General features: G+C 62.1%; 22 protein-coding genes, 1 tRNA gene and 1 pseudogene. 22 read left to right on the top strand and 2 right to left on the bottom strand.

Annotated elements, in window-relative coordinates; translation table 11 throughout:
• Position 1 precedes the first annotated feature (1 nt).
• From tuf (EOA78_RS15575) to rpoC, 12 genes are all read left to right on the top strand, one after another.
• On the top strand, positions 2–1,177 hold the full coding sequence (gene tuf, locus EOA78_RS15575) for an elongation factor Tu (protein ID WP_127315889.1): 1,176 nt from the start codon (positions 2–4) through the stop codon (positions 1,175–1,177).
• A gap of 399 nt (positions 1,178–1,576) precedes the next feature.
• Positions 1,577–3,109, top strand: a complete 1,533-nt coding sequence (locus tag EOA78_RS15570) for a hypothetical protein (RefSeq protein WP_245477516.1) — start codon at positions 1,577–1,579, stop codon at positions 3,107–3,109.
• 109 nt (positions 3,110–3,218) lie between these two features.
• Positions 3,219–3,701, top strand: coding sequence for a group II truncated hemoglobin (locus EOA78_RS15565; protein ID WP_127315887.1), 483 nt, complete (start codon positions 3,219–3,221; stop codon positions 3,699–3,701).
• A gap of 131 nt (positions 3,702–3,832) precedes the next feature.
• Positions 3,833–3,908 (top strand) — tRNA-Trp (locus tag EOA78_RS15560).
• A 370-nt stretch (positions 3,909–4,278) separates the two neighbouring features.
• On the top strand, positions 4,279–4,482 hold the full coding sequence (gene secE / locus EOA78_RS15555; protein WP_013531408.1) for a preprotein translocase subunit SecE: 204 nt from the start codon (positions 4,279–4,281) through the stop codon (positions 4,480–4,482).
• Positions 4,483–4,509: 27 nt separating this feature from the next.
• The gene (gene nusG, locus EOA78_RS15550) at positions 4,510–5,037 is read left to right on the top strand and encodes a transcription termination/antitermination protein NusG (RefSeq protein WP_006333333.1); all 528 of its coding nucleotides are present in this window, start codon (positions 4,510–4,512) and stop codon (positions 5,035–5,037) included.
• A 171-nt stretch (positions 5,038–5,208) separates the two neighbouring features.
• Positions 5,209–5,637 (top strand): 50S ribosomal protein L11, encoded by a 429-nt coding sequence (gene rplK / locus EOA78_RS15545; RefSeq protein WP_029352163.1) that lies wholly within the window; start codon positions 5,209–5,211, stop codon positions 5,635–5,637.
• Positions 5,638–5,641: 4 nt separating this feature from the next.
• Entirely contained in the window at positions 5,642–6,340 is a 699-nt protein-coding gene (rplA, locus tag EOA78_RS15540; RefSeq protein ID WP_127315886.1) for a 50S ribosomal protein L1, read from the top strand.
• A gap of 412 nt (positions 6,341–6,752) precedes the next feature.
• Positions 6,753–7,271 (top strand): 50S ribosomal protein L10, encoded by a 519-nt coding sequence (gene rplJ, locus EOA78_RS15535; protein WP_065011395.1) that lies wholly within the window; start codon positions 6,753–6,755, stop codon positions 7,269–7,271.
• A gap of 54 nt (positions 7,272–7,325) precedes the next feature.
• Positions 7,326–7,703 carry a 50S ribosomal protein L7/L12 gene (rplL, locus tag EOA78_RS15530; protein ID WP_023680442.1) on the top strand — a complete coding sequence of 126 codons (378 nt, stop codon included), beginning with the start codon at positions 7,326–7,328 and terminating at the stop codon, positions 7,701–7,703.
• Between the two features lie 254 nt (positions 7,704–7,957).
• The gene (rpoB, locus tag EOA78_RS15525; RefSeq protein WP_123150793.1) at positions 7,958–12,094 is read left to right on the top strand and encodes a DNA-directed RNA polymerase subunit beta; all 4,137 of its coding nucleotides are present in this window, start codon (positions 7,958–7,960) and stop codon (positions 12,092–12,094) included.
• Between the two features lie 131 nt (positions 12,095–12,225).
• Positions 12,226–16,422: a DNA-directed RNA polymerase subunit beta' gene (rpoC, locus tag EOA78_RS15520; protein WP_127315885.1), complete on the top strand. Its 4,197-nt coding sequence runs from the start codon at positions 12,226–12,228 to the stop codon at positions 16,420–16,422.
• A gap of 378 nt (positions 16,423–16,800) precedes the next feature.
• Here the strand turns inward: rpoC and EOA78_RS15510 are convergent, their stop codons facing one another.
• Entirely contained in the window at positions 16,801–17,736 is a 936-nt protein-coding gene (locus tag EOA78_RS15510; protein WP_127315884.1) for a Gfo/Idh/MocA family oxidoreductase, read from the bottom strand.
• Between the two features lie 179 nt (positions 17,737–17,915).
• On the bottom strand, positions 17,916–18,197 hold the full coding sequence (locus tag EOA78_RS15505; RefSeq protein WP_127315883.1) for a transcriptional regulator: 282 nt from the start codon (positions 18,195–18,197) through the stop codon (positions 17,916–17,918).
• A 463-nt stretch (positions 18,198–18,660) separates the two neighbouring features.
• On the opposite strand from EOA78_RS15505, the gene rpsL reads away from it, so the two are divergent.
• From rpsL to rpsS, 10 genes and pseudogenes are all read left to right on the top strand, one after another.
• A complete protein-coding gene (gene rpsL / locus EOA78_RS15500; protein WP_006333356.1) occupies positions 18,661–19,032 on the top strand; it encodes a 30S ribosomal protein S12 in 372 nt (123 codons plus the stop codon).
• An 85-nt stretch (positions 19,033–19,117) separates the two neighbouring features.
• The gene (gene rpsG / locus EOA78_RS15495) at positions 19,118–19,588 is read left to right on the top strand and encodes a 30S ribosomal protein S7 (protein ID WP_008875664.1); all 471 of its coding nucleotides are present in this window, start codon (positions 19,118–19,120) and stop codon (positions 19,586–19,588) included.
• A gap of 30 nt (positions 19,589–19,618) precedes the next feature.
• Positions 19,619–21,709, top strand: coding sequence for an elongation factor G (fusA, locus tag EOA78_RS15490; protein ID WP_127315882.1), 2,091 nt, complete (start codon positions 19,619–19,621; stop codon positions 21,707–21,709).
• 66 nt (positions 21,710–21,775) lie between these two features.
• Positions 21,776–22,951 (top strand): annotated as a pseudogene (tuf, locus tag EOA78_RS15485) (elongation factor Tu).
• 63 nt (positions 22,952–23,014) lie between these two features.
• On the top strand, positions 23,015–23,323 hold the full coding sequence (rpsJ, locus tag EOA78_RS15480; protein ID WP_006205468.1) for a 30S ribosomal protein S10: 309 nt from the start codon (positions 23,015–23,017) through the stop codon (positions 23,321–23,323).
• Between the two features lie 94 nt (positions 23,324–23,417).
• The gene (rplC, locus tag EOA78_RS15475) at positions 23,418–24,164 is read left to right on the top strand and encodes a 50S ribosomal protein L3 (protein WP_127315881.1); all 747 of its coding nucleotides are present in this window, start codon (positions 23,418–23,420) and stop codon (positions 24,162–24,164) included.
• Entirely contained in the window at positions 24,164–24,784 is a 621-nt protein-coding gene (gene rplD, locus EOA78_RS15470) for a 50S ribosomal protein L4 (protein WP_065008704.1), read from the top strand. The genes rplC and rplD overlap by 1 nt, the downstream gene beginning before the upstream one ends.
• Positions 24,781–25,074 carry a 50S ribosomal protein L23 gene (locus tag EOA78_RS15465; RefSeq protein WP_010909275.1) on the top strand — a complete coding sequence of 98 codons (294 nt, stop codon included), beginning with the start codon at positions 24,781–24,783 and terminating at the stop codon, positions 25,072–25,074. Before rplD ends, EOA78_RS15465 begins: the two co-directional genes overlap by 4 nt.
• A 23-nt stretch (positions 25,075–25,097) precedes the next feature.
• The gene (gene rplB, locus EOA78_RS15460; protein ID WP_029352208.1) at positions 25,098–25,931 is read left to right on the top strand and encodes a 50S ribosomal protein L2; all 834 of its coding nucleotides are present in this window, start codon (positions 25,098–25,100) and stop codon (positions 25,929–25,931) included.
• 16 nt (positions 25,932–25,947) lie between these two features.
• Complete coding sequence (gene rpsS / locus EOA78_RS15455) at positions 25,948–26,226, top strand: 30S ribosomal protein S19 (protein WP_006205463.1); 279 nt, start codon at positions 25,948–25,950, stop codon at positions 26,224–26,226.

Here is a 26,226-nt window from a genome sequence, read left to right as displayed (position 1 = left end):
TATGGCAAAAGGTAAATTCGAGCGTACAAAGCCTCATGTGAACATCGGCACGATTGGCCATGTCGATCATGGCAAGACGTCGCTGACGGCGGCGATCACCAAGTATTTTGGCGAATACAAGCGCTACGACCAGATCGATGCGGCGCCCGAGGAGAAGGCGCGCGGCATCACCATCTCGACGGCGCATGTCGAATACGAGACGGCCAACCGCCACTACGCCCATGTCGACTGCCCCGGCCACGCCGACTATGTGAAGAACATGATCACCGGTGCCGCGCAGATGGACGGCGCGATCCTGGTTGTGTCGGCCGCCGACGGCCCGATGCCGCAGACCCGCGAGCACATCCTGCTGGCCCGTCAGGTCGGCGTGCCGTCGATCGTGGTGTTTTTGAACAAGGTCGACCAGGTCGACGACGCCGAGCTGCTCGAGCTGGTCGAGCTCGAGGTGCGTGAGCTGTTGACCAAGAACGAGTTCCCCGGCGACGACATTCCGATCGTCAAGGGTTCGGCACTTGCCGCACTTGAAGACTCCGACAAGAAGATCGGCGAGGATTCGATCCGCGAATTGATGGCTGCGGTCGACGACTACATCCCGACGCCGGTTCGTCCGCTCGACAAGCCGTTCCTGATGCCGATCGAGGACGTGTTCTCGATTTCGGGCCGCGGCACGGTGGTGACCGGTCGCGTCGAGCGCGGCGTGGTCAAGGTCGGCGAGGAGCTGGAGATCATCGGCATCCGTCCGACGACCAAGACGACCTGCACCGGTGTCGAGATGTTCCGCAAGCTGCTCGACCAGGGCCAGGCCGGCGACAACATCGGCGCGCTCTTGCGCGGTGTCGACCGCGAAGGTGTCGAGCGCGGCCAGGTTCTGGCCAAGCCCGGCATGGTCCAGCCGCACAAGAAGTTCGTCGCCGAAGCCTACATCCTGACCAAGGACGAGGGCGGCCGTCACACGCCGTTCTTCACCAACTACCGTCCGCAGTTCTATTTCCGCACGACCGACGTGACCGGCATCGTGTCGCTGCCGGAAGGCACCGAGATGGTGATGCCTGGCGACAACATCACCGTCGATGTCGAGCTGATCGTGCCAATCGCCATGGAAGAGAAGCTGCGCTTCGCCATCCGTGAAGGCGGCCGCACCGTCGGTGCCGGCATCGTCGTCACCATCAAAGAGTAATCGACGCCGGCATTGCCGATCAGATCGATTGCGAAAGGGCAGTCCTCGGGCTGCCCTTTTTGCTTTTTTTTAGCACAGCCGAGTGCCTGCGGCGCCATCGCAAACCTGTTGCGAGCCGTCAAAGCTCAATCACAGCGCCGGGCGTTGTTCGTGCGCGCGAAGGACGCTGTAGCACGTTGATATTGCGCATGATCGCCAGCGAAAATCGGTTCCGTTTTTGGGGGTCGTGCGTTAGGATAGCTTGCATTGCGGGGGCTTGCCCGAATGGTTCTATGGCACCGTCTGAATGGCCAGACATGGTGGATGCTTGGGGTGATCTGCCTGGCGTCGTTCCTTGGCATGGAACACGCTGCCTTCGCGGCGAATACAAAAGAATCCGCCCCGGATCTTGGCCCGACGATGCGGTTCGTCGTCGTCCGCAGCAGCGCGCCTGGTTGCGAGCCGACCTGCCCGGAATGGATATCGGCTGAAGGCTCGATAGAAGCCGGCACGCCGGCCCTTTTCAAACGCACGCTCAAGGTGCTCGGTGGCCGAAAACTGCCCGTTGTCGTGGATTCTCCCGGCGGCAATGTCGAAGCCGCGCTGGCGCTTGGCCGGCTGATCCGCAAGAACAAGCTCGATATTGCGGTCGGAAAAACCGGGCTCACCGGTTGCCAGCCCGACGCCAAGGCGTGCAAGGAAAAAGACGGCAAGGGCGCTCGCTATTTCGGCAATGCCTATGCCGACGGCGCGATCTGCAATTCCGCTTGTCCGCTGATGCTTGCCGGCGGCATCAGGCGCGTGGTCGGTCAATGGGCCCATCTCGGCGTCCATCAGATCACTACAACCTACATCCGGACGAAATTGCAGTACCGAACCACCTACCGCGTGGTGAGAGGCAAGAAGAAGATCGTCGACAAAAAGGTCATCAGCCGCAAGAACGCCGGCAGCTACAAGACCTATGAGATGAGCAAGGCGGTGGAGAAAAGGCTGGCGGCTTATCTCAGGGAAATGGGCGTCGGCCTTGGTGTGCTAGAAGCGATGAAGGAGACGCCGGCCAGCAGCATCCAGCAACTGGCCCCTTACGACATGCTGCAGGCGAAGCTCGTTACCAGCCTGGATGCCGTCGACCTGCTGACCGCGCCAACTCTATGCAAAACAGATCCGGTGGCTGCGAACTGCAGGGAAATACCGGCGCCGGCCGGCGACGTGGTGGCATACGCCAAGCCCGCTCCTGCCGCGTCGGCGGAACCCGAAACCGTGCGGCGGGCCGATGTTGGAGATATGCGCTTCGTTCTGGTTCGCGGCAGAAGTTTTCTCTGCGATCCCAACTGTCCCGAATGGATCTCGGCGGAAGGCACGATTAGCGCTCAAACGCCGGAACGGCTGCGCCAACTGCTGGACACGATCGGTGATCGGCGACTGCCCCTGGTGATCAACTCGCCCGGAGGTGACGTGCTCGGCGCTGTGGCTGCCGGAAGGCTGATCCGAGAACGCAAGCTCGACGTGGCGGTTGCACGGACGGACTTCATTGGATGCGAGCCGGACAAGGCGGATTGCACCGCCGAAGATGGCGTCTATGTCGGGCTCACGATCGATGCGAGCGGCGAGTGTGGCGCGGCCTGTCCGATCATGCTCGCCGGCGGTGTCAGACGCCTTGTCGGTCCTCGTGCGCAGTTGACCGTGCATCCGATGGGGTTGGAGCAGCGGCTCAAGATCTATCTCAAAGACATGGCGGTCGGACCCGGTCTGCTGGTGGCGATGCGGTCGGTGCCGGCCTCGCGCCATCGGCGGCTCGAACCCGACATGATGTTGAAAGTCGGGCTGACGACCGGGCTTGAATCGGCAGATGAATTTACCGGTCCGACGATATGCAAATCGGAGCCAATGCCGGAGAATTGCCGCATGGTCTCGACTTCCGAGGTTCAGGCCGACGCGCCCATGAAGTTGTAAGGCGCAGGCGCTGCAGCTGACCCAAACTGGCCATCGAGGCAGGTTGAGCAACGTGATAGTTCCGCTATCGTCCGCAACAATTGACAGTCCGGCCAGTCGAGGATCGAGAATGAGCCAGGATATCCCGACATTGTTCGAATGGGCCGGCGGCACCGACGCGTTGAATCGTCTGACGCAAACCTTCTATGACAAGGTGTTTCAGGACCCCGTCGTCGGTCCGGTGTTCAAGAACATGTCGCCCGATCATCCGACCCATGTCGCCGCTTTCATCGGCGAGGTGTTTGGCGGCCCGAAGACCTACAGCGCAGAGCATGGCGGCCACCGCGAGATGGTCATGCATCATCTCGGCAAGCATCTGAGCGAGGAACAGCGCCGCCGCTGGATCAACCTTCTCGTCGATGCCGCCGATGAAGTCGGGCTGCCGGACGATCCGGAATTCCGCTCGGCTTTCATGGCCTATGTCGAATGGGGGTCGCGGCTGGCGAAGATGAACTCCAACCTTGGCGAGACCTGCGATCCCGAGACCGAGCCGATGCCGGCCTGGGGCTGGGGCGTGCCCGGCGGACCGTACAAGCAGCCGTCGGGCGGATGATCCCGACTCGCCACGGAGATTTCCGACCTGATGCTGAAAGCAGGCAGGAATGGAACGATCAGATCAGACCGCTCTTTACAGCGCGCACGGAAGCTTTTAGGAAGCGCCTGCTGCGTCGACATGCGCACGATACGGGCATAGCTCAGTTGGTAGAGCGGCGGTCTCCAAAACCGCAGGTCGTAGGTTCGAGCCCTGCTGCCCGTGCCATTTTTCGAAATGGCCAATTCATGAAATGTCTGAGCTTCCACGCATCGGCCTTTTGAAAATCGCGCGGTGGCTTGCCATATAGGCTGTCTTGAGGCATAAGAGCGCTATAGCCGGGACGGGACGACTGGATGGTTCCGATGCGGCGTTTGTCATAAAGCGGACACTTGCCACTTGCGTGGATCAAGAATCGGTTTTATGTAGACGAAACAGACACGCGACGCGTGGAGCTGGGAACCCGGCTTTACGCGTCCGATTTGCATGGGCGAAATGATTGCGCTGATTCGGCGCGAACACAGGCTCAGGCGGCACATCCCGGCCAGCGGGATCATCCAGGAGATCCGGTCAACGGGTCTTGCAGACAGAGCGGCACATGGCTTCGAAAACCACAAATCCTTTCGTCTTTCTCCAGCAGGTTCGCGCGGAGACCGCCAAGGTGACTTGGCCGTCGCGTCGCGAAACGATGATCTCGACGGTGATGGTTCTGGCGTTTGCTGTGATCGCGATGATCTTTTTCTTTACTGCCGATCAGCTCATGGGCCTCGCGGTCGAGCAGATTCTGGGCATTGGGCGTTAAGTCCGGCGATTACGGAGAAGTCTTGAGATGACTGCGCGGTGGTACATCGTCCACGCCTATTCGAACTTTGAAAAAAAGGTCGCCGAGGACATCGAGAACAAGGCCAAGCAGAAAGGCCTGTCCGCTGACATCGAGCAGATCGTGGTGCCGACCGAGAAGGTCGTCGAGATACGCCGCGGCCGCAAGGTCGATGCCGAGCGCAAGTTTTTCCCGGGCTACGTGCTCCTGAAGGCCAACCTGACCGACGCGGTGTTCTCGCTCGTGAAGAACACGCCGAAGGTCACCGGCTTCCTGGGTGACTCGAAGCCGGTGCCGATCACCGAGGCCGAGGCGCAGCGCATCCTGAACCAGGTGCAGGAAGGCGTCGAGCGGCCGAAGCCGTCGGTCACTTTCGAGATCGGCGAGGCGATCCGCGTCTCGGACGGTCCGTTCGCGTCGTTCAACGGTTTCGTCCAGGAAGTGGACGAGGAGCGGGCGCGGCTCAAGGTGGAAGTTTCGATCTTCGGGCGCGCCGTGCCGGTCGATCTCGAATTCGGACAGGTCGAAAAGGGCTGATCCGAAATCCTTGTCGCCCATGGGCGGCGAGGGAGGCGGCGTGGAAATCGCGGCCAAAACGGGTGGGAGGCGAATGCGGCTTTAGCCGGCCGCAGGAAACCGCACCACCAGACTGCAACCGCCGGTGTTGCCCAGATAGTGGGGCTGGCATGAGATAAAGGCAGGAAAGAGATGGCTAAGAAAATTGCAGGCCAGCTCAAGCTCCAGGTTTCCGCGGGCTCGGCTACGCCGTCGCCCCCGATCGGACCGGCGCTTGGTCAGCGCGGCATCAACATCATGGAGTTCTGCAAGGCGTTCAACGCGCAGACCCAGGAAATGGAAAAGGGATCGCCGATTCCGGTCGTGATCACCTACTACCAGGACAAGTCGTTCACCTTCGTCATGAAGACGCCGCCGGTGAGCTACTTCCTGAAGAAGGCCGCGAACCTGAAGTCGGGCTCGAAGGAGCCGGGCAAGGTCAAGGCCGGCACGATTGGCCGCGACAAGGTGCGCGCCATCGCCGAGCAGAAGATGAAGGATCTGAACGCGACCGATATCGAGGGGGCCATGCGCATGGTCGAGGGCTCCGCCCGCTCGATGGGTCTGGAAGTGGTGGGCTGAGATCATGGCAAAGATTGCAAAGCGTGTATCGAAGACCCGTGAAGGCATCGATCCCAACAAGGCTTATGCCTTGGGTGAGGCGCTGAAGCTGCTCAAGGACCGGTCCTCGGTGAAGTTCGACGAGACCGTTGAAATCGCGATGAACCTGGGTGTCGACCCGCGCCATGCCGACCAGATGGTCCGTGGCGTGGTCAATCTGCCGAACGGCACCGGCCGTACCGTCCGCGTCGCCGTTTTCGCGCGTGGCGACAAGGCCGAGGAAGCCAAGGCGGCCGGCGCCGATGTTGTTGGCGCCGAGGATCTGGTCGACATCGTCCAGAAGGGCACGATCGACTTTGATCGCTGCATCGCCACGCCGGACATGATGCCGCTGGTCGGCCGTCTGGGCAAGGTGCTCGGCCCGCGCGGCATGATGCCGAACCCGAAGGTCGGTACCGTCACCACTGACGTTACCGCCGCCGTCAAGGCGTCGAAGGGCGGCGCGGTCGAGTTCCGCGTCGAGAAGGCCGGCATCGTTCATGGCGGCGTCGGCAAGATCTCGTTCGATGTCAAGGCGCTGGAAGAGAACGTCCGCGCCTTCGCCGACGCGGTGAACAGGGCGAAGCCGGCTGGCGCCAAGGGCAACTACGTCAAGAAGGTGTCGGTCACCTCGACGATGGGCCCGGGCCTGAAGCTCGACGTCTCGACGCTGGCGGCGTCCTGATACGAACCATTCGGATCGGCCGCTAAGGGCCGATCCGCAAACAGATTCCGGGCCTCCGATTTATCTTGGCGGCCCGGTGCCGGAAGTCGGAAGGCTTCCGGACATCCTGTCCGAGATTGCGGGCGGCCCCGAGCCTTAATTCAAGGGGGCCTTAATTCATGTGGGCCTGCATGAGACGGGTGAAGACCGGACAACGGAGCGACATGCTCCAATGAAAGGTTCGAACCGTGTTTGCCTTTTGTCTGCGCACCATTCGGCTTGCCGGCTGGTGTGGCGAAAGGGGGCAGGATCCTCGAGCGTCGTTCGGGAGATCCGTTACTGGATGGCCCGGCCGGCAAAAAGGCAACCCGACGCCTGTCCTCGTAATGGGAATGTTCCCGTTAACAGGATTGGGGTCAACTGGAGATAGGCAGTGGACAGAGCGGAAAAACGCGAACTCGTCACGGGCCTGAATGAAGCGTTTTCGGGCGCTGGTTCAGTCGTCGTGGCCCACTACGCCGGTATCACCGTCGCGCAAATGAACGACCTTCGGTCGAAAATGCGTGTCGCCGGTGGCACCGTCAAAGTCGCGAAGAACCGTCTCGCCAAAATCGCTCTTCAGGGCACGGACTCCGCATCGATCATCGACCTGTTCAAGGGACAGACGCTGATCGCCTATTCGGAGGATCCGATTGCGGCGCCGAAGGTCGCGTCCGATTTCGCCAAGGGAAATGACAAGCTCGTCATTCTCGGCGGCGCAATGGGCACCACCTCGCTCAACGCCGACGGTGTGAAGGCACTCGCCACACTTCCGTCGCTCGATGAGCTGCGCGGCAGGCTGGTTGGCATGATCGCCACGCCGGCTACCCGGATCGCCCAGATCGTCAATGCGCCTGCGGCTTCGGTTGCGCGCGTCATCGGCGCTTACGCCCGGAAGGACGAGGCGGCATGAGGCCGTTCCTCGCTATCACAAACACACGTTCGAACCTTATGAAGGAATATTGCAATGGCTGATCTGGCAAAGATCGTAGACGACCTTTCGAAGCTGACCGTCCTCGAGGCGGCCGAGCTGTCGAAGCTTCTGGAAGAAAAGTGGGGCGTTTCCGCTGCCGCTCCGGTGGCGGTTGCCGCCGCTGGCGGTGCCGCGGCGGCTGCTGCTCCGGTCGAGGAAAAGACGGAATTCGACGTCGTCCTCACCGAGGCGGGCGCTCAGAAGATCAACGTCATCAAGGAAGTTCGCGCCATCACCGGTCTTGGTCTCAAGGAAGCCAAGGACCTGGTCGAGGCGGCTCCGAAGCCGGTCAAGGAAGCCGTTTCCAAGGCCGACGCGGACAAGTTCAAGGCCCAGCTGGAAGCAGCCGGCGCCAAGGTCGAACTGAAGTAAGCGTTTGATATCGGCGGGCGGCTTCGCGCCGTCCGCCACTCCCTTGGCGCGAAGGGAGGCTGCGTAACGCGAAGAGTACGAAAACCTCTTTCCTGAGGGCCGTAAACCGGCCTTCAGGAAACGGGTTTTCTCCCGTTTTGGCCGGCCACCGACAGGGTGGCGGGTGAACAAATAAAAGGCCGCCGCCGAGGTGGCCGAGAATGCAAGGCGAGCCGCGGCGAGGCTCGCCCCGAGAATCGAGCTAAGGAGCGACGATGGCCCAGACACAAACTTTCAATGGCCGCAGACGCGTACGCAAATTCTTCGGAAAGATTCCGGAAGTTGCGGAGATGCCGAACCTGATCGAGGTTCAGAAGGCATCCTATGACCAGTTCCTGATGGTAGAGGAGCCCAAGGGCGGGCGTCCTGACGAGGGACTGCAGGCGGTTTTCAAATCGGTCTTCCCGATCTCCGACTTTTCCGGCTCCTCGATGCTGGAATTCGTGAAGTACGAGTTCGAAGCGCCGAAATTCGACGTTGACGAATGCCGTCAGCGCGACCTGACCTATGCCGCGCCACTCAAGGTGACGCTGCGCCTCATCGTGTTCGATATCGACGAGGATACCGGCGCCAAGTCGATCAAGGACATCAAGGAGCAGGACGTCTATATGGGCGACATGCCGCTCATGACCTTGAACGGTACCTTCATCGTCAACGGCACCGAGCGTGTCATCGTCTCGCAGATGCACCGTTCGCCGGGCGTCTTCTTCGACCATGACAAGGGCAAGTCGCACTCGTCGGGCAAGCTGCTGTTTGCGGCGCGCGTCATCCCCTATCGAGGCTCGTGGCTCGACATCGAGTTCGACTCGAAGGACGTCGTGCACGCCCGCATCGACCGCCGCCGGAAGATTCCGGTGTCGTCGCTGTTGATGGCGCTCGGCATGGACGGCGAGGAGATCCTGTCGACCTTCTACAACAAGATCACCTACAAGCGCGCCGGCGACCATTGGCGCATCCCGTTCAACGTCGAGCGTTTCCGCGGCCTCAAGGCCGTTGGCGACCTGGTCGATGCAGACACCAACGAGGTCGTCGTCGAGGCCGGCAAGAAGATCACTGCCCGCCAGGCCCGCCAGCTCGGCGAAAAGGGTCTCAAGGCGATCAAGGCGACGGACGAGGACCTGCTCGGCAACTACCTTGCCGAGGACATCGTCAACTACGCGACCGGCGAGATTTTCCTCGAAGCCGGCGACGAGATCGACGAAAAGACGCTGAAGGTGCTTCTCAGCGCCGGCGACGACGAGATCAAGGTTCTCGACATCGACCACGTCAATGTCGGCGCCTATATCCGCAACACGCTCAACGTCGACAAGAACGAGAGCCGCCAGGACGCGCTGTTCGACATCTACCGCGTCATGCGCCCCGGCGAGCCGCCGACGCTCGAAACCGCCGAAGCCATGTTCAACTCGCTGTTCTTCGACAGTGAGCGCTATGATCTGTCGGCCGTCGGCCGCGTCAAGATGAACATGCGCCTCGAGCTCAAGGCCGAGGACACCGTCCGCGTCCTGCGCAAGGACGACATCCTGGCCGTGGTCAAGACGCTGGTCGAACTGCGCGACGGCAAGGGCGAGATCGACGACATCGACAATCTCGGCAATCGCCGCGTGCGCTCGGTCGGCGAGCTGATGGAGAACCAGTACCGCGTCGGCCTGCTGCGCATGGAGCGCGCGATCAAGGAACGCATGTCCTCGATCGAGATCGACACGGTGATGCCGCAGGACCTGATCAACGCCAAGCCGGCGGCTGCCGCCGTGCGCGAGTTCTTCGGTTCCTCGCAGCTGTCGCAGTTCATGGACCAGACCAACCCGCTGTCGGAGATCACCCACAAGCGCCGTCTCTCGGCGCTTGGACCCGGTGGTCTGACCCGCGAGCGCGCCGGCTTCGAGGTGCGCGACGTGCACCCGACGCACTACGGCCGCATCTGCCCGATCGAGACGCCGGAAGGCCCGAATATCGGTCTGATCAACTCGCTGGCCACCTTCGCGCGCGTCAACAAGTACGGCTTCATCGAGAGCCCGTACCGCAAGATCGTCAACGGCAAGCTGACAAATGAGGTCGTCTATCTGTCGGCGATGGAAGAGGCCAAGCACCACGTCGCGCAGGCCAATGCCGAGCTCGACAAGAATGGTGGTTTCGTCGACGAATTCGTCATTTGCCGCAACGCCGGCGAAGTGATGATGGCGCCGCGCGAAAACGTCGATCTGATGGACGTGTCGCCGAAGCAGATGGTGTCGGTGGCCGCGGCCCTGATCCCGTTCCTCGAGAATGACGACGCCAACCGCGCTCTGATGGGCTCGAACATGCAGCGTCAGGCCGTGCCGCTGGTGCGCGCCGAAGCGCCGTTTGTCGGCACCGGCATGGAGCCGATCGTCGCCCGTGACTCGGGCGCCGCCATCGGCGCCCGCCGCGGCGGTATCGTCGATCAGGTGGACGCGACGCGTATCGTCATCCGCGCCACGGAAGATCTCGATCCCGGCAAGTCGGGCGTCGACATCTACCGGCTGATGAAGTTCCAGCGTTCGAACCAGAACACCTGCATCAACCAGCGTCCGCTGGTGCGCATGGGTGACCGGGTCAACAAGGGCGACATCATCGCCGACGGTCCGTCGACCGAACTCGGCGATCTGGCGCTCGGCCGCAACGTGCTGGTCGCGTTCATGCCGTGGAACGGCTACAACTACGAGGACTCGATCCTCTTGTCCGAGCGCATCGTCGCCGATGACGTCTTCACCTCGATCCACATCGAGGAGTTCGAGGTCATGGCGCGCGACACCAAGCTCGGGCCGGAGGAGATCACGCGCGACATTCCCAACGTCTCGGAAGAAGCGCTGAAGAACCTCGACGAGGCCGGCATCGTCTATATCGGTGCGGAAGTGCAGCCGGGCGACATCCTGGTCGGCAAGATCACACCGAAGGGCGAAAGCCCGATGACGCCGGAAGAAAAGCTTCTGCGCGCCATCTTCGGCGAAAAGGCATCGGACGTGCGTGACACCTCCATGCGCATGCCGCCCGGAACCTTCGGCACGGTCGTCGAAGTGCGCGTCTTTAATCGCCACGGTGTGGAGAAGGACGAGCGCGCCATGGCGATCGAACGCGAGGAGATCGAACGCCTCGCCAAGGACCGCGACGACGAGCAGGCGATCCTCGACCGCAACGTCTATTCGCGCCTCTCCGATGTTCTCGTCGGCAAGGACGCGATTGCCGGGCCGAAGGGCTTCAAGAAGGGCTCGAAGCTGTCGAAGGACACGCTCGATGAGTATCCGCGTTCGCAGTGGTGGCAGTTTGCGGTGGAGAACGAAAAGCTCCAGAGCGAACTGGAAGCTCTGCGTGGCCAGTACGACGATTCCAAGAAGGCGCTCGAACAGCGCTTTATGGACAAGGTCGAGAAGGTCCAGCGCGGCGACGAGATGCCTCCCGGCGTCATGAAGATGGTCAAGGTCTTCGTGGCCGTGAAGCGCAAGATGCAGCCCGGCGACAAGATGGCCGGCCGGCACGGCAACAAGGGTGTCGTGTCGCGGATCGTTCCGGTCGAGGACATGCCGTTCCTCGAGGACGGCACGCATGCCGATATCGTGCTCAACCCGCTGGGTGTGCCGAGCCGCATGAATGTCGGCCAGATCCTGGAGACGCATCTGGGCTGGGCTTGCGCCGGAATGGGCAGGAAGATCGGCGAGCTGATCGACGCGTACAAGACAGGCGGCGACATCAAGCCGTTGCGCAAGACGCTCGAGAGCTTCATGCCGGCCAACGACCGCAACGAGCCGATCCGCGACTATGACGACGAGAGCGTCGTTCGCCTCAGCGAGCAGATGCGCCGCGGCGTCTCCATCGCGACACCGGTGTTCGACGGCGCGCACGAGGCCGACATCAACATCATGCTGGAGCAGGCGGGCCTGCACACCAGCGGTCAGTCGCAGCTCTATGACGGACGCACCGGCGAGCCGTTCGATCGCAAAGTGACGATGGGCTACATATATATGCTCAAGCTTCACCACCTTGTGGACGACAAGATCCACGCGCGTTCGATCGGGCCGTACTCGCTCGTTACCCAGCAGCCGCTGGGCGGCAAGGCGCAGTTCGGTGGCCAGCGCTTCGGCGAGATGGAGGTCTGGGCGCTCGAAGCGTACGGCGCCGCCTACACGCTGCAGGAGATGTTGACGGTGAAGTCGGACGACGTCGCCGGCCGCACCAAAGTCTACGAGGCGATCGTCAGAGGCGACGACACGTTCGAGGCCGGCATTCCCGAGAGCTTCAACGTTCTCGTCAAGGAAATGCGTTCTCTGGGCCTCAATGTCGAGCTGGAGAACACCAAGCTGGACGATAACCCGGTTCGGCTGCCCGACGCGGCCGAGTGAGCAAGACGTCCGGTCGCGGCTCCCGCGACCGGACGCACCAAATTCTTCGGCCGGTGGCCGACCAAGTCGGCGGGCGTTTGGCCCGCGCTAGATGACAAGGGGTTTTCGAGGACCCCGAAAAGGAGAACGGCATGAACCAAGAGGTCATGAATCTCTTCAATCCCCAGGCGCCTGCGCAGGTGTTCGATTCCATCCGGATCTCGCTCGCCAGCCCTGAGAAGATTCTGTCCTGGTCGTTCGGCGAGATCAAGAAGCCGGAGACCATCAACTACCGCACCTTCAAGCCGGAGCGTGACGGCCTGTTCTGCGCGCGCATTTTCGGTCCGATCAAGGACTACGAGTGCCTGTGCGGGAAGTACAAGCGCATGAAGTACAAGGGCGTCATCTGCGAGAAGTGCGGCGTCGAAGTCACGCTGTCGCGCGTCCGCCGCGAGCGCATGGGCCATATCGAACTGGCCGCGCCCGTCGCCCATATCTGGTTCCTGAAGTCGCTGCCGTCGCGTATCGGCACGCTGCTCGACATGACGCTGAAGGACATCGAGCGCGTTCTCTACTTCGAGAACTACATCGTCACCGAGCCTGGCCTCACCGCGCTGAAGGAGCACCAGCTCCTCAGCGAGGAAGAGTACATGATGGCCGTCGACGAATATGGCGAAGATAGCTTCACCGCCATGATCGGCGCCGAGGCCATCCACGACCTTCTGGCCGGCATGGACCTGGAAAAGATCGCCGGCGACCTGCGTTCGGAGCTGGCTTCGACCACGTCCGAGCTCAAGCAGAAGAAGTATCTGAAGCGGCTCAAGGTCGTCGAGAATTTCATGGAGTCCGGCAACCGTCCGGAATGGATGATCATGAAGGTGGTTCCGGTGATCCCGCCGGACCTGCGCCCGCTGGTTCCGCTGGACGGCGGCCGCTTCGCCACGTCCGATCTCAACGATCTCTATCGCCGCGTCATCAACCGCAACAACCGCCTGAAGCGGCTGATCGAGCTGCGTGCGCCCGGCATCATCGTGCGCAATGAAAAGCGCATGCTGCAGGAAGCCGTCGACGCGCTGTTCGACAATGGCCGTCGCGGCCGCGTCATCACCGGCGCCAACAAGCGTCCGCTGAAGTCGCTGTCCGACATGCTCAAGGGCAAGCAGGGCCGGTTCCGCCAGAACCTGCTCGGCAAGCGCGTCGACTATTCCGGCCGCTCGGTCATCGTGACCGGCCCGGAGCTCAAGCTGCACCAGTGCGGCCTGCCGAAGAAGATGGCGCTCGAACTGTTCAAGCCCTTCATCTATGCCCGTCTCGACGCCAAGGGTTATTCCTCGACCGTCAAGCAGGCAAAGAAGCTGGTCGAAAAGGAGCGTCCGGAGGTCTGGGATATCCTCGACGAGGTCATCCGCGAGCATCCGGTGCTCTTGAACCGTGCGCCGACGCTGCACCGCCTCGGCATCCAGGCGTTCGAGCCGATCCTGATCGAAGGCAAGGCTATCCAGCTTCACCCGCTGGTCTGCACGGCTTTCAACGCCGACTTCGACGGCGACCAGATGGCGGTTCACGTGCCGCTGTCGCTGGAAGCGCAGCTCGAAGCCCGCGTGCTGATGATGTCGACCAACAACATCCTGCACCCGGCTTCCGGCGCGCCGATCATCGTGCCGTCGCAGGACATGGTTCTGGGTCTCTACTATCTCTCGATCGTCAACCAGAACGAGCCGGGCGAGGGCATGGTGTTTGCCGATATGGGCGAACTCCAGCACGCGCTCGAGACCAAGGCGGTGACGTTGCACTCCAAGATCAAGGGCCGCTTCCGCACGGTCGATGCGGACGGCAAGGTCGTGTCGAAGATTTACGACACCACGCCCGGCCGCATGATCATCGGCGAGCTTCTGCCGAAGAACGTCAACGTGCCGTACGAGACCGCCAACCAGGAGATGACCAAGAAGAACATCTCCAAGATGATCGACACCGTCTATCGCCATTGCGGTCAGAAGGAGACGGTCATTTTCTGCGACCGCATCATGGCCCTCGGCTTCAGCCACGCCTGCCGCGCCGGCATTTCGTTCGGCAAGGACGACATGCTGATCCCGGATGCCAAGATCAAGCTGGTCTCCGACACCGAGGCTTTGGCCAAGGAATACGAGCAGCAGTACAATGACGGCCTGATCACGCAGGGCGAGAAGTACAACAAGGTCGTCGACGCCTGGGCCAAGTGCTCGGAAAAGGTCGCCGACGAGATGATGGCCCGCATCAAGGCGGTCGAGTTCGAGGATAATGGCCGTCAAAAGCCGATGAACTCGATTTACATGATGTCGCACTCCGGTGCGCGCGGCTCGCCCACGCAGATGCGCCAGCTTGCCGGTATGCGCGGCCTGATGGCCAAGCCTAGCGGTGAAATCATCGAGACGCCGATCATCTCGAACTTCAAGGAAGGCCTGACCGTGCTCGAGTACTTCAACTCGACCCACGGCGCCCGTAAGGGTCTGGCCGACACCGCCTTGAAGACGGCGAACTCGGGTTACCTCACCCGTCGGCTGGTCGACGTGGCGCAGGACTGCATCGTCAACTCCGTCGACTGCGGCACCGACAAGGGCCTCACCATGCAGCCGATCGTCGATGCCGGCCAGGTCGTCGCTTCCGTGGGCCAGCGCGTTCTCGGCCGCACTGCGCTCGACGACATCACTCATCCGGTCACGGGTGAGGTTCTGGTGAAGGCCGGAACGCTGATGGACGAGCGCGACGTCGAGCAGATCGAACAGGCCGGCGTCCAGTCGGTCCGCATCCGCTCGGCGCTGACCTGCGATGTCAGGGTCGGTGTGTGCGCGGTCTGCTACGGACGCGATCTGGCCCGCGGCACCCCGGTCAATCAGGGCGAGGCTGTCGGCGTCATCGCGGCGCAGTCGATCGGCGAGCCGGGCACCCAGCTCACCATGCGTACCTTCCACATGGGCGGTACGGCGCAGGTGGTGGACAGTTCGTTCCTTGAAGCCTCGTATGAGGGCAAGGTCGAGATCCGCAACCGCAACGTGGTGCGCAACTCCGACGGCCAGCAGATGGTCATGGGCCGCAACATGGCGGTGCTGATCCTCGACGAGGCCGGCAAGGAGCGCGCCACGCACCGTGTCACCTATGGTTCGCGCATCTTCGTGGACGATGGCGACAAGGTGAAGCGCGGCCAGCGCATCGCCGAGTGGGATCCCTATACCCGCCCGGTCCTCACCGAAATCGAGGGCAAGGTGGCGTTCGAGGATCTGGTCGATGGTATTTCCGTCCAGGAAACGGCCGACGAATCGACCGGCATCACCAAGCGCGAGGTCATCGACTGGCGTTCGACGCCACGCGGCAACGATCTCAAGCCGGCGATCGTCGTCCAGGACACCAAGGGCAAGGTCGGCAAACTGTCGAAGGGCGGCGACGCTCGCTTCCTGCTCTCGGTCGAGGCCATTCTTTCGGTCGAGCCGGGTGCACAGGTTCGCCCCGGCGACGTGCTGGCGCGTATCCCGATGGAAAGCGCCAAGACCAAGGACATCACCGGCGGTCTGCCGCGTGTTGCCGAACTGTTCGAGGCACGTCGTCCGAAGGATCACGCCATCATCGCCGAGATCGACGGCACGATCCGCTTCGGCCGCGACTACAAGAACAAGCGCCGCATTATCATCGAGCCGCATGACTCGACGCTTGAGCCGGTCGAATACCTGATCCCGAAGGGCAAGCCGTTCCATCTCCAGGACGGCGACGTCATCGAGAAGGGCGACTACATCCTCGACGGCAATCCGGCGCCGCACGACATCCTGGCGATCAAGGGCGTGGAGGCGCTTGCGTCCTACCTCGTCAACGAGATCCAGGAGGTCTACCGTCTGCAGGGCGTGTCGATCAACGACAAGCACATCGAGGTGATCGTTCGCCAGATGCTGCAGAAGGTCGAGATCACTGCGCAGGGCGACTCGACCTACATTCCGGGCGACCACGTCGACGTGATCGAGCTGGAAGAGGTCAACGAGCGCCTGGTCGAGGACGGCAAGAAGCCGGCCGAAGGCCAGCCGGTGCTCTTGGGCATCACCAAGGCCTCGCTGCAAACGCCGTCCTTCATCTCGGCCGCCTCCTTCCAGGAGACGACTAGGGTGCTGACCGAAGCGGCGGTTGCCGGGAAGACCGACATGCTGCAGGGGCTGAAGGAAAATGTCATCGTCGGCCGTCTCATCCCGGCCGGCACCGGCGGCACGATGAGCCAGATCCGGCGCATTGCCACCTCGCGCGACGAGCTGATCATCGACGAGCGCCGCAAGGCATCGGGCGTCGAGGTCGCCGATCCGATGCTGACCGACATGGCTTCCGCCGCGCAGTAAGCGCGGCGGTACAGATCTCAGGCAACAAAGCCGTCGGGGCAACCCGGCGGCTTTTTCTTTGCTGCTCAAAGTGAAGTTGCGATCTTACATTGTGACGATAGAGTGGAGCCGGCACCAAATGGGTGCCCTATTTCGATCGCCCGGCACTGCCGCTCATCTGCCTGCCGGCATCTTCTCCCCGTATAGTGACGGGGAGAAGGGGCTGGCCGCAACCTTGGCCCCCTTCTTGCGGCGCTGGCGATTGGCGAAACCATCGATGACGGCGTCCTTCTCCCCGTCCCTATAGGGGGAGAAGATGGCGGCAGCCAGATGAGGGGCAGCGCTTCGATTGCAGGTTACGAGAATCCGGGCGAAGGCTCGCTCATAACCCTGTAGGCCTCAGTCGAAAAACGCTTCCACCACATTGCGCTTGCCGAGCATGAAGGCGTCTGCGACGTGCTGTAGCGGGGCGAGGTCGACGTCGGACACGCCGGCGCGCACGATCTCGGCGAAGCGCTTGTAGAGCATCGGATACTCCGCTTCCGGTTCATCATGAACGACGCCGCCGTCGACCGCGAGTTTTGACCCGCCCCCCGAAAGCACCATCGCGCCCTTGTCCGTCTCGGCCAGAATATCCCAGCTTTGCGGGCCGGTCTGGCGCCAGTCGAGTTCCATCGTCACCGGCAAGCCGTTCGAGGTGCGGAAGGCGATGTGTGCCGCGATCGGGGCCGCGCGGTTTTCGGGAAAATCGAGAATTGCCGAGGTGATGAACATCGCCGGCAATATGTGGGTCGCAATCGACAGCGCGTTGATGCCGGGATCGAACACGCCGAAGCCGCCAGGAGCCCAGATCCAGTCCTGGTTCGGGTGCCATCGGCGCACGTCCTCCTTCCAGTTGATGGCTGCCGATCTGATAGTGGTCGAGCCGAGAAAATCGCGCGCAGCCTCGACTGCCGGGGCATAGCGCGAATGCCAGCTGGCGAACAGCGAGACGCCGTTCGCGACCGCTAGCGCCTTCAAATCCTCGACCTCGCTGACCGTGGCGCCGGGCGGCTTTTCCAGGAAGACATGTTTTTTCGCTGCCAGCGCTGTCCGTGCGGCGTCATAGCGAAACTGCGGCGGCATGCAGAGTGACACGGCATCGAGCTCCGGCACCGCGTCGAGCATCGCCTCGATGGTTGGGAAATTCGGGATGTCTTCCACCTTGCCGTGCCGGCTGGCGGCGGCGGCGAGACGATAGGCCGGGTCCTTCGCCAAGGCCGGCAGATGCTGGTCGCGGACGATCTTTCCTACCCCGACGATGCCGAGCTTAATGGGGACGCTATTCCTAGACATGGAGACTCCGCAGATTGGATGCGCTGGCTGTCAGCAGCGAATGGTTCTAGCAGAGAACCGATGCCGGGCAAGCCTCGGGAGCTTGCCCGCAGACCGCCGAGATCGGCTTCGTTTCAGACGGACCCCGAATCAGATCGGCGCTGCTTCAGACTGGCCCTTGCTTCAGACTGGCCCTTGCTTCAGACCGGCACGTCGAAGGTGACGATCGACACTTCGCCTTCGAGCGCACCCTGATAGGCCGACAGGTGTGGCTCTTCGTCGGGCACGCCGTCCAGGTCGCCGATCTGGTCGAGCTCCGCCTCGGCATAACCTTCGGCCGCGAGCGATTCGAGCGCCCGGCGCACCGCCGAATCGTCGTCAGGCGCGACCAGCATGAGGTGGACGCCTTCTGGCTTGCCGCCCTTCCTTTTCCATGCCCGGCCGGTAATGATGGTGACCGGGCGCTCGTCATTGTCGTTCACGGGCCGATTCCTCCGGGCGAGGGGATTTGCGCTGTTCATGCCGCCTTTTTCGCATGAAGTATGGCTGCGCAACAGCCGAAAGCCGGTCACTTTCTTCCTTCCCCTTGCAAAATGGCGAAAGAAAATTACATGCGCGTTTCGCATGGCTGCCAAGCCTCGGTTTCAGCGTAATATTTGGCGCTCCGGGGTTGACGGGCAACAGGCTTGCGAGTAGAAGCCGGCCAGTCAGAACCGATGTGAGGCTCTCACTTCCGAAGCGACACGCTTTGGAGTTTGCCTCAAACAGGGTTCGTTTTACGAGCGAAAAGACATTTCCGGCGTGCATGAAGCGGCTTCCGCTTCCTCTGCCATTTGTTCGGGCATGACCGCGAGGCGCGGTTTGTGGCCCGAATTTGCGTATGGAAATGACGCTTTGAGCGGCCCTGACCGGGCGAGACACGGAATTGAGAGACAAGAGGGTTTAATGCCTACCGTCAACCAGCTGATCCGCAAGCCGCGCATTGCGCCGGTGAAGCGCAACAAGGTCCCGGCCATGCAGCAGAACCCGCAGAAGCGGGGCGTCTGCACGCGCGTCTACACAACGACGCCGAAGAAGCCGAACTCGGCGCTGCGCAAGGTGGCCAAGATTCGCCTGACCAATGGTTTTGAAGTGATCGGCTACATCCCCGGCGAAGGCCACAACCTTCAGGAACACTCCGTGGTGATGATCCGCGGCGGCCGCGTCAAGGATCTTCCGGGTGTCCGCTATCATATCATCCGCGGCGTGCTCGATACGCAGGGTGTGAAGAACCGCAAGCAGCGCCGTTCGAAATACGGCGCCAAGCGTCCGAAGTGACCGAAGCGTAGCCAAGGTCATCCCGGGCGGCGCCAGGCGACGATCCGGGGTCCAGGCCACCACGCAGAATTGAGGCAGAGAAAAAATGTCCCGTCGTCACAGTGCAGAAAAGCGTGAGATCAATCCGGACCCGAAGTTCGGCGATCTGATCGTCACCAAGTTCATGAATGCCGTCATGTATGACGGCAAGAAGTCGGTTGCCGAGACCATCGTCTACGGCGCGCTCGACCAGGTCCAGTCCAAGACCAAGCAGGAGCCGGTCACCGTCTTCCATCAGGCGCTCGACAATGTCGCGCCGCATGTGGAAGTGCGTTCGCGCCGCGTCGGTGGCGCCACCTACCAGGTTCCGGTCGATGTGCGCCCCGAGCGCCGTCAGGCGCTGGCCATCCGCTGGCTGATCGCTGCTGCCCGCAACCGAAACGAGACCACGATGGTCGACCGCCTCTCCGGCGAGCTGATGGACGCGGCCAACAACCGCGGCACCGCCGTCAAGAAGCGTGAAGACACCCACAAGATGGCAGAAGCCAACCGCGCCTTCGCGCACTACCGCTGGTAAAGCGCGAACGAGACTGAAAAGGCACCTCCCATGGCCCGCGAATATAAAATCGAAGACTACCGCAATTTCGGTATCATGGCGCATATCGACGCCGGCAAGACGACGACCACCGAGCGCGTCCTCTACTACACGGGCAAGTCGCACAAGATCGGCGAAGTCCACGACGGCGCTGCCACCATGGACTGGATGGAACAGGAGCAGGAACGCGGCATCACCATCACGTCCGCCGCGACCACGACCTTCTGGAAAGGTCGTGACGGCAAGATGCACCGTTTCAACATCATCGACACTCCCGGCCACGTCGACTTCACCATCGAAGTCGAGCGTTCGCTGCGCGTGCTCGACGGCGCCATTGCGCTGCTCGACGCCAATGCCGGTGTCGAGCCGCAGACGGAAACCGTCTGGCGCCAGGCCGACAAGTATCGCGTGCCGCGCATGATCTTCTGTAACAAAATGGACAAGATCGGCGCAGATTTTTATCGCTCGGTCGAAATGATCGGCTCGCGCCTCGGTGCGCAGGCCGTCGTCATGCAGCTGCCGATTGGCGCCGAGACCGAGTTCAAGGGCGTCGTCGATCTCGTCGAGATGAACGCGCTGGTCTGGCGCGACGAGACGCTGGGCGCCGCTTGGGACGTCGTCGAGATCCCGGATGACCTCAGGGCTCGTGCGGAAGAATATCGCGAGAAGATGATCGAGGCCGCCGTCGAAATGGACGAGACGGCGCTCGAGAATTACCTCGAAGGCAAGATGCCCAGCAATGACGAGATCCGCGCTCTGATCCGCAAGGGCACCATCGCGGTGAAGTTCTACCCGATGTTCTGCGGCTCGGCCTTCAAGAACAAGGGCGTGCAGCCGCTTCTCGACGCAGTCGTCGAATATCTGCCATCGCCGGCCGATGTGCCGGCTATCAAGGGCGTCGATGCAAAGACCGACGCCGAGATCGAGCGTCACGCCGACGACAGCGAGCCGCTGTCGATGCTCGCCTTCAAGATCATGAACGACCCGTTCGTCGGCTCGCTCACCTTTGCCCGCATCTATTCGGGCAAGCTCACCAAGGGCATCTCGGTCGACAACACGGTGAAGGGCAAGAAGGAGCGCATCGGCCGCATGCTGCAGATGCATGCGAATTCGCGCGCTGACGTCGAAGAGGCTTTCGCCGGCGACATCGTCGCTTTGGCCGGCCTCAAGGACACGACGACTGGCGACACGCTCTGCGATCCGCTGCATCCGGTCATCCTCGAGCGCATGGAGTTCCCCGATCCGGTCATCCAGATCGCGATTGAGCCGAAGACCAAGAACGACCAGGAAAAGATGGGCCTTGCGCTGCATCGCCTGGCCGCCGAGGATCCGTCCTTCCGCGTCAAGACCGACGAGGAAAGCGGTCAGACGATCATCTCCGGCATGGGCGAACTCCACCTCGACATCATCGTCGACCGCATGCGTCGCGAGTTCAAGGTCGAGGCCAATGTCGGTGCGCCGCAGGTGGCCTATCGCGAGACGATCACCCGCAGGCACGAGCAGGACTACACCCACAAGAAGCAGACCGGCGGCACCGGCCAGTTCGCCCGTGTCAAGATCCTGTTCGAACCAAATCCGGAAAGCAGCGAATTCGTGTTCGAATCCAAGATCGTCGGCGGCGCTGTGCCGAAGGAATACATCCCCGGCGTCGAAAAGGGCATCAACAGCGTCATGACCTCTGGCCCGTTCGCCGGCTTCCCGATGATCGGCGTCAAGGCGACGCTGATCGACGGCGCCTACCACGATGTCGACTCCTCGGTGCTCGCCTTCGAAATCGCCGGCCGTGCCTGCTTCCGTGAAGCGGCGCCCAAGCTTGGCGTGCAGTTGCTCGAGCCGATCATGAAGGTCGAAGTCGTGACGCCCGAAGATTACGTCGGCAGCGTCATCGGTGATCTGAACGGCCGTCGCGGTCAGATTCAAGGCCAGGAAGCGCGTGGCGTGGCGGTGGTTGTCAACGCAATGGTGCCGCTCGCCAACATGTTCAAATACGTCGACAATTTGCGCTCGATGAGCCAGGGCCGCGCGGCCTACACGATGCAGTTCGATCATTACGAGCCGGTGCCGACCGCGGTCGCTCAGGAAGTCCAGAAGAAATACGCGTAACCTGAAGGGGTTGCAGCGCTAACTTAATTCAAAGCCCGTACGGGCGAGCAGGAATGGAGACATCACATGGCAAAAGGTAAATTCGAGCGTACAAAACCTCATGTGAACATCGGCACGATTGGCCATGTCGATCATGGCAAGACGTCGCTGACGGCGGCGATCACCAAGTATTTTGGCGAATACAAGCGCTACGACCAGATCGATGCGGCGCCCGAGGAGAAGGCGCGCGGCATCACCATCTCGACGGCGCATGTCGAATACGAGACGGCCAACCGCCACTACGCCCATGTCGACTGCCCCGGCCACGCCGACTATGTGAAGAACATGATCACCGGTGCCGCGCAGATGGACGGCGCGATCCTGGTTGTGTCGGCCGCCGACGGCCCGCTGCCGCAGACCCGCGAGCACATCCTGCTGGCCCGTCAGGTCGGCGTGCCGTCGATCGTGGTGTTTTTGAACAAGGTCGACCAGGTCGACGACGCCGAGCTGCTCGAGCTGGTCGAGCTCGAGGTGCGTGAGCTGTTGACCAAGAACGAGTTCCCCGGCGACGACATTCCGATCGTCAAGGGTTCGGCACTTGCCGCACTTGAAGACTCCGACAAGAAGATCGGCTAGGATTCGATCCGCGAATTGATGGCTGCGGTCGACGACTACATCCCGACGCCGGTTCGTCCGCTCGACAAGCCGTTCCTGATGCCGATCGAGGACGTGTTCTCGATTTCGGGCCGCGGCACGGTGGTGACCGGTCGCGTCGAGCGCGGCGTGGTCAAGGTCGGCGAGGAGCTGGAGATCATCGGCATCCGTCCGACGACCAAGACGACCTGCACCGGTGTCGAGATGTTCCGCAAGCTGCTCGACCAGGGCCAGGCCGGCGACAACATCGGCGCGCTCTTGCGCGGTGTCGACCGCGAAGGTGTCGAGCGCGGCCAGGTTCTGGCCAAGCCCGGCACGGTCAAGCCGCACAAGAAGTTCGTCGCCGAAGCCTACATCCTGACCAAGGACGAGGGCGGCCGTCACACGCCGTTCTTCACCAACTACCGTCCGCAGTTCTATTTCCGCACGACCGACGTGACCGGCATCGTGTCGCTGCCGGAAGGCACCGAGATGGTGATGCCTGGCGACAACATCACCGTCGATGTCGAGCTGATCGTGCCGATCGCCATGGAAGAGAAGCTGCGCTTCGCCATCCGTGAAGGCGGCCGCACCGTCGGTGCCGGCATCGTCGTCACCATCAAAGAGTAATTTGGACTTAAACCGATCTGTCGCGGGCGCTGCCCGCGCCGCGCCAGAACAAGGAAGTGACGCATGAACGGACAGAATATCCGCATCCGCCTGAAGGCGTTTGATCACCGGGTGCTTGACGCCTCGACGCGGGAAATCGTGTCGACGGCCAAGCGCACCGGCGCCAACGTCCGCGGCCCCATTCCGCTGCCGACGCGGATCGAAAAGTTCACGGTCAACCGGTCGCCTCACGTCGACAAGAAGAGCCGCGAGCAGTTCGAGATGCGCACGCACAAGCGTCTGCTCGATATCGTCGATCCGACCCCGCAGACAGTCGACGCTTTGATGAAGCTCGATCTTGCCGCCGGTGTCGACGTCGAGATCAAGCTTTAAGGAACCAGAGGCGCGGGGCGACCCGGAACTCTGAAGGAACAAGAGGCGTGGAGGGGCGACAGCCCCGACAGGGAACTCTAAAGGAATTGAACCGATGCGTTCAGGTGTGATTGCAAAGAAGGTGGGAATGACCCGCATCTACAACGATGCCGGGGAACATGTTCCCGTCACTGTTCTCCAGATGGAGAACTGCCAGGTCGTGGCGCAGCGCACGCAGGAGAAGAACGGCTATACCGCCGTCCAGCTCGGCGTTGGCCTTGCCAAGGTGAAGAACACGTCGAAGGCGATGCGCGGCCATTTCGCGACTGCTTCCGTCGAGCCGAAGGCCAAGGTTGCCGAATTCCGTGTCTCCGCCGACAACATGATCGATGTCGGCGCCGAGATCACTGTCGATCATTTCGTCGCCGGCCAGAAGGTTGATGTGACGGGAACCACGATCGGCAAGGGTTTCCAGGGCGTTATCAAGCGGCACCACATGGGCGGCGGCCGCGCGAGCCACGGCAACTCGGTCTCGCACCGTACGCACGGCTCGACCGGCCAGCGCCAGGACCCGGGCAAGGTGTTCAAGGGCAAGCATATGGCCGGCCACATGGGCGACACCCGCGTCACCACGCAGAATGTCGAGGTCGTCTCGACCGACGCCGATCGCGGCCTGATCCTGATCCGCGGCGCGGTTCCCGGTTCGAAGGGCGCGTGGATCCTGGTCCGCGACGCGGCGAAATTTGCGCTGCCGGCCAATGCGCCGAAGCCCGCCGCAATCCGCGCCATTGCAACCAGTGATGGCGCCAAGAACGATGCCCCGGCCACAGTAGATGCCCCGGCCACAGAGGGAGCGGAATAATGGACCTCAAGATCACAACGCTTGGCGGCAAGGACGCCGGCAAGGTGAAACTCTCCGAGGAGATTTTCGGCCTTGATCCGCGCGAGGACATCCTGCAGCGCGTCGTGCGCTGGCAGCTTGCCAAGAAGCAGCAGGGCACGCACAAGACCAAGGGTCGCGCCGAGATCGCCCGCACCGGCGCCAAGATGTACAAGCAGAAGGGTACGGGCCGCGCCCGCCACCATTCGGCACGCGCTCCGCAGTTCCGCGGCGGCGGCAAGGCCCACGGCCCGGTCGTTCGCAGCCACGAGCACGACCTGCCGAAGAAGGTGCGCGCGCTGGGTCTCAAGCATGCTCTCTCGGCCAAGGCCAAGAGCGCGTCGCTCATCATCATCGACGAGTTGATGCTGACCGAGGCCAAGACCAAGGCGCTGATCGCGAATTTCGCGACGCTGGGCCTGTCCAATGCCCTGGTGATCGGTGGCGCCGAGCTCGATAAGAACTTCAAGCTGGCGGCGACGAACATCCCGAACATCGACGTGCTGCCCATCCAGGGCATCAACGTCTACGACATTTTGCGCCGCGGCACGCTGGTCCTTTCGAAGGCCGCCGTCGAGGCTCTCGAGGAGCGCTTCAAATGACCGACCTTCGTCACTACGACGTGATCGTCTCGCCGGCGATCACCGAAAAGTCGACCATGGCTTCCGAGCAGAACCAGGTCGTCTTCAACGTCGCCAAGAAGGCGTCGAAGCCGGAAATCAAGGCTGCCGTCGAAGCGCTGTTCGGCGTCAAGGTGATGGCCGTGAACACGCTTGTCCGCAAGGGCAAGATCAAGCGCTTCCGCGGCACGATCGGCCGCCAGAGCGACGTCAAGAAGGCGATCGTGACACTGGCCGACGGCCAGTCGATCGACGTCGCGACGGGCCTCTGAGCAAGACCGCGAGGACAACAAACATGGCACTGAAAAAATTCAACCCGATAACGCCGAGCACCCGCCAGTTGGTCATCGTCGATCGCTCGGGCCTCTACAAGGGCAAGCCCGTCAAGGGCTTGACAGAAGGCCTGACCAAGTCGGGCGGCCGTAACAATTACGGCCGCATCACGGCCCGCTTCATCGGCGGCGGTCACAAGCGTACGTACCGCATCATCGACTTCAAGCGCCGCAAGTTCGACATTGTCGGAACTGTCGAGCGTATCGAATACGATCCGAACCGCAGCGCCTTCATCGCGCTGATCAAGTATGACGATGGCGAGCTGTCCTACATCATCGCTCCGCAGCGTCTTGCTGCCGGCGACAAGATCGTGGCCGGCGAAGCGGTCGACGTGAAGCCGGGCAATGCGATGCCGCTGGCCTCGATGCCGGTCGGCACGATCGTCCACAACATCGAGCTGAAGCCGGGCAAGGGCGCCCAGGTTGCCCGTTCGGCTGGCGGTTATGCCCAGCTCGTCGGCCGTGACCAGGGCATGGCGATCCTGCGCCTGAACTCAGGCGAGCAGCGTGTCGTCCACGGTTCGTGCATGGCCACTGTCGGCGCCGTGTCCAACCCGGACCACGGCAACATCAATGACGGCAAGGCAGGCCGCACGGTGTGGCGGGGAAAACGTCCGCACAATCGCGGCGTGACCATGAACCCGGTCGACCATCCGCATGGCGGCGGCGAAGGCCGCACCTCCGGTGGCCGCCATCCGGTTTCGCCTTGGGGCAAGCCGACCAAGGGCAAGAAGACGCGGTCCAATAAGGCGACCGACAAGTTCATCCTGCGCTCGCGCCATCAGCGCAAGAGCTAAGAAGAGGTAACGCCAAGTGACTCGTTCGATTTGGAAAGGCCCCTTCATTGACGGCTACCTTCTCAAGAAGGTGGACAAGGTTCGTGAAGGTGGTCGCAATGAGGTGATCAAGATGTGGAGCCGTCGCTCCACCATCCTGCCGCAGTTCGTCGGCTTCACCTTCGGTGTCTACAACGGCCAGAAGCACGTTCCCGTTTCGGTGAACGAAGACATGGTCGGCCACAAGTTCGGTGAATTCGCTCCGACCCGGACCTATTACGGTCATGGCGCGGATAAGAAGGCGAAGAGGAAATAA

Source organism: Mesorhizobium sp. M5C.F.Cr.IN.023.01.1.1, from assembly GCF_003997585.1.
Classification (GTDB): Bacteria; Pseudomonadota; Alphaproteobacteria; order Rhizobiales; family Rhizobiaceae; genus Mesorhizobium; species Mesorhizobium wenxiniae.
Note: the sequence above shows the minus strand (reverse complement) of the source record. Positions and strands in the feature narration are given on the sequence as shown.

Bases quoted from the DNA above. Each gene is read 5' to 3' on its own strand.
- rpsJ (WP_006205468.1), top strand. From the start codon at position 23,015: ATGAACGGACAGAATATCCGCATCCGCCTGAAGGCGTTTGATCACCGG.
- rplD (WP_065008704.1), top strand. From the start codon at position 24,164: ATGGACCTCAAGATCACAACGCTTGGCGGCAAGGACGCCGGCAAGGTG.
- secE (WP_013531408.1), top strand. From the start codon at position 4,279: ATGGCTTCGAAAACCACAAATCCTTTCGTCTTTCTCCAGCAGGTTCGC.
- fusA (WP_127315882.1), top strand. From the start codon at position 19,619: ATGGCCCGCGAATATAAAATCGAAGACTACCGCAATTTCGGTATCATG.
- rplA (WP_127315886.1), top strand. From the start codon at position 5,642: ATGGCAAAGATTGCAAAGCGTGTATCGAAGACCCGTGAAGGCATCGAT.
- EOA78_RS15570 (WP_245477516.1), top strand. From the start codon at position 1,577: ATGCGGTTCGTCGTCGTCCGCAGCAGCGCGCCTGGTTGCGAGCCGACC.
- rpsL (WP_006333356.1), top strand. From the start codon at position 18,661: ATGCCTACCGTCAACCAGCTGATCCGCAAGCCGCGCATTGCGCCGGTG.
- EOA78_RS15565 (WP_127315887.1), top strand. From the start codon at position 3,219: ATGAGCCAGGATATCCCGACATTGTTCGAATGGGCCGGCGGCACCGAC.
- tuf (WP_127315889.1), top strand. From the start codon at position 2: ATGGCAAAAGGTAAATTCGAGCGTACAAAGCCTCATGTGAACATCGGC.
- rplK (WP_029352163.1), top strand. From the start codon at position 5,209: ATGGCTAAGAAAATTGCAGGCCAGCTCAAGCTCCAGGTTTCCGCGGGC.
- rplC (WP_127315881.1), top strand. From the start codon at position 23,418: ATGCGTTCAGGTGTGATTGCAAAGAAGGTGGGAATGACCCGCATCTAC.
- rpoB (WP_123150793.1), top strand. From the start codon at position 7,958: ATGGCCCAGACACAAACTTTCAATGGCCGCAGACGCGTACGCAAATTC.
- rpoC (WP_127315885.1), top strand. From the start codon at position 12,226: ATGAACCAAGAGGTCATGAATCTCTTCAATCCCCAGGCGCCTGCGCAG.
- rplB (WP_029352208.1), top strand. From the start codon at position 25,098: ATGGCACTGAAAAAATTCAACCCGATAACGCCGAGCACCCGCCAGTTG.
- rplL (WP_023680442.1), top strand. From the start codon at position 7,326: ATGGCTGATCTGGCAAAGATCGTAGACGACCTTTCGAAGCTGACCGTC.
- EOA78_RS15510 (WP_127315884.1), bottom strand. From the start codon at position 17,736: ATGTCTAGGAATAGCGTCCCCATTAAGCTCGGCATCGTCGGGGTAGGA.
- EOA78_RS15465 (WP_010909275.1), top strand. From the start codon at position 24,781: ATGACCGACCTTCGTCACTACGACGTGATCGTCTCGCCGGCGATCACC.
- nusG (WP_006333333.1), top strand. From the start codon at position 4,510: ATGACTGCGCGGTGGTACATCGTCCACGCCTATTCGAACTTTGAAAAA.
- rpsG (WP_008875664.1), top strand. From the start codon at position 19,118: ATGTCCCGTCGTCACAGTGCAGAAAAGCGTGAGATCAATCCGGACCCG.